The sequence below is a fragment of the Mycobacteriales bacterium genome, from assembly GCA_035504215.1.
In the GTDB taxonomy this organism is placed as follows: domain Bacteria; phylum Actinomycetota; class Actinomycetes; order JAFAQI01; family JAFAQI01; genus DATAUK01.
Genome location: DATJSI010000129.1, coordinates 1 through 2,668 on the forward strand (window position 1 = coordinate 1; position 2,668 = coordinate 2,668).

Genomic DNA, 2,668 nt, shown 5'->3' on the forward strand with positions numbered 1-2,668 from the left:
GACCGAGCGGGTCCGGTGGATCGGACCCGCGCGGTCCGGCCGGGATCTCGAGCTCGTCCGGCGGGTCGAGCAGGTCGATCGGGTACACCGCCGGGCTGCGGCGGTACCGGAAGTCGAGCACCGAGGTGTAGACCTCGGTGCCGTCCGGCTCGATGTCGACCCGCCAGGCGCTCTTGGTCTTGATGATGTGGTGCATCCGGCACCTCGGCCCGAGGTTGTCCGCATCGGTCGCGCCATCCGGCCACTCGACCCGATGGTCGATGTCAGAGTCCGACGCGCGCCGCGAGCAACCGACATGGCGGCAGGTGCGATCACGTGCCTCGATCATCCGGCGCAGCGCCGCCGAGGGGCGATAGCGCCTTCGACCGAGGTCGAGCATTCGACCGTCCACCGGATCCGTGAGCAGTCGGCGCAGCCACGCCTGCTTGGACAGCTCCCTGGCGTACTCGGCGGTGATCGGCCCGTAGCCGGACAGCTCGCCGGGGCGCTGCGTCAGTCCGAGCAGTGTCGTGAGGTCGACGGTGACGACGGTCTCGACGGTCGGGCGCTTCGCGTCGGGCCGACCGAGCACCAGCTCAGCGAGCGCCGCCACTCGGCGCTGCCCGACCGATCTCGGGTCGCCCTCGCGCCGCAACGCCGCGGCTTTCACCTCGACCGCATCCATGGTCCGTCGCAGCGGTTCGGCATCTCCGTCCGCGACCAGGGTGGCCATGTCATCCGTACCCGGGTAGAAGCGCACGTCGGCCCCATCCTTCGCGGCCGCCGCGCGCCGGCGGGCCGCCTCGGGATCGAGCACGAGCAACACCCGCAGTGCGGCTCGGCCGAGCTGGGTAGGCGTCCAGCCTTGCTCGAGCGCCGACGGCAACACCCGCGCTTCGACCGCTTCGGCCACCTTGGCGTCCGCGACAGCGACCACCCGCGCCATTGCCTTGAGATGGGTGAGGCTGATCTCGCCCCGATCGAGGGCGACCCAGGATGCCGGCAGCTGCTCGCGAACCTGATCCGCGAGCCCGACCCTCGCCAGCGAGGTCGCGTACGGCGTACTCGTCATCGCGGCCAGCTCATGAGCCACCAGCTCCGGTGCATCGAGCCCGTAGCCCTCGGCGAGCAGGTCGGCCGAGGTGACCGCCTCCGCCGTCGGGATCATCGACTGCGCCTCGCAGTGTGCGGCGAGCTTCAGCCACAACGCCGTCGTCCGGACCGCGCCCGCACTGTCCATGGCAGTGGACTGCAGCGCGATCAGGCCGGAGTACAGCTCGGCACCTACCGGCATTGCCTCGAGGGCGTCCAGCCGATCCGCCACCCGGTCGTACAAGGCCTGGTTGGCGGGGTGGATCGGCTGCATGGATCGAACATACGTTCGAATCAACCTCCTGTCAACCGCCACGATCAAGCTGTGGAGAGCGCGCCGAGAGCGCTCGTCCCACGAGCCGGCTAGAGACCAGCTACGAGCGCAGCGACAATGTCCGCCGCCGGTTGTCGGTTCTGAGCGCGAGCCACGCTTTGACCCGCCCACATCGAGATGGCCTGCTCAGCCGTTGCGGGGATCGTCGGCCGGGTCGATGTAGTCCAGACCGAGCGGCCCGATCGCGGTCACCTGGGTGACGTAGGTGCCCGACTTCGCCCAGTGGAAGTGAGGAGTGCCGCCGGGCAACACGACGATTGCGCCCGGCGGGTAGACCTGCAGTTGCTGTTCGTCGATCTCGGCCCCGAGAGGGCTCCCCAGTCGACGTCCTCGACCAACACGGATCGAAACTGATCCTGGCCCGGCTCGTGGTTTCCCATCGTGGCGCTCCCGACGGCTGAGCGTGAGATGACCCGATGCGACGTGTGGCGGCGCGGGACTGGTGGAGGCTTCCGCGGCGCCCGCTACTCGGTAGTCGGCTCGTCTCGCTCGATCGAGGCATCCGAGGCACCCGACTTCGTCACGGTACGAGGCGACGTTGCGCAGGCCGCGGCCGCGCAACGGATCGTGGACGTGGCGGTCGACCGGTTCGGGCGCGTGGACACCCTGATCAACAACGCCGGGATCCTTCATCAGCCGGCCGTTCACCGACTACACGTACGACGACTACTCGGCGATCACCGCGGTCAACCTGACCGGGTTCTTCCAGGTCACGCAAGCCGTCGTCCGGCAGCCGAGCTCACCCGTTGGGTCGGGTCGGGCAGGTTCGCGATGTCGTCGAGGGGGTGCTCTATCTCGAGCGTGCCCCTTTCGTGACCGGCGCCGTTCTCCACATCGACGGTGGCAAATCCGCAGGCGGCTGACTCCTGCCGGGTCGGAGGCCGCGGACGCGTGCGCGCCTTACGGGGATACGAGGGCGTCGGTCAAAGGCTCGATTCCAGCAAGGTTCTGGGCAACGTCGGGATCGAGCCGATAGCGAGCCGCGAGCGCATCCGGGCTGAGGTACGACACCTTCGTCGCATCGCCGTCGGCCCAGATCAAGACCTTCAACGGCAAGTCGAGCGCGGCGAGCGGGGCCGCCGCCATCACGGTGGTACCAGCCGCCGGGTTGCCGAACACGACGAGCGTCGTCGGGCGCAGCTGGAGTCCGACCGCTCGTGCCTCGGCCGCCTGGTCGACGACGACGAACACTTTCATCCCGCGCGCGGTGACGAGGTCAACGAGCCGGTTCACCGTGTCGTCGAACGGGCGGGGACTGTCCTT

The 2,668-nt window shown here is 69.0% G+C and carries 4 protein-coding genes; 1 reads left to right on the plus strand and 3 read right to left on the minus strand.

Translation table 11 applies throughout. From position 1 onward, the window contains the following. Both VME70_15205 and VME70_15210 read right to left on the minus strand, forming a co-directional pair. On the minus strand, nucleotides 1-1,345 hold a 1,345-nt coding region (locus VME70_15205), incomplete at its 3' end, for a DUF222 domain-containing protein (GenBank protein ID HTW21545.1). A gap of 186 nt (nucleotides 1,346-1,531) precedes the next feature. Then, nucleotides 1,532-1,657, minus strand: a complete 126-nt coding sequence (locus VME70_15210) for a hypothetical protein (GenBank protein HTW21546.1) — start codon at nucleotides 1,655-1,657, stop codon at nucleotides 1,532-1,534. Nucleotides 1,658-1,813: 156 nt separating this feature from the next. Here VME70_15210 and VME70_15215 point away from each other — a divergent pair, with 156 nt between their 5' ends. Continuing rightward, nucleotides 1,814-2,221 carry an SDR family NAD(P)-dependent oxidoreductase gene (locus tag VME70_15215; protein HTW21547.1) on the plus strand — a complete coding sequence of 136 codons (408 nt, stop codon included), beginning with the start codon at nucleotides 1,814-1,816 and terminating at the stop codon, nucleotides 2,219-2,221. 84 nt (nucleotides 2,222-2,305) lie between these two features. Here the strand turns inward: VME70_15215 and VME70_15220 are convergent. Next, on the minus strand, nucleotides 2,306-2,668 hold a 363-nt coding region (locus VME70_15220), incomplete at its 5' end, for a DUF302 domain-containing protein (protein ID HTW21548.1).

Excerpts from the sequence above, each read along its gene's own strand:
- VME70_15215 (HTW21547.1), top strand. The coding sequence starts at position 1,814 with ATGACCCGATGCGACGTGTGGCGGCGCGGGACTGGTGGAGGCTTCCGC.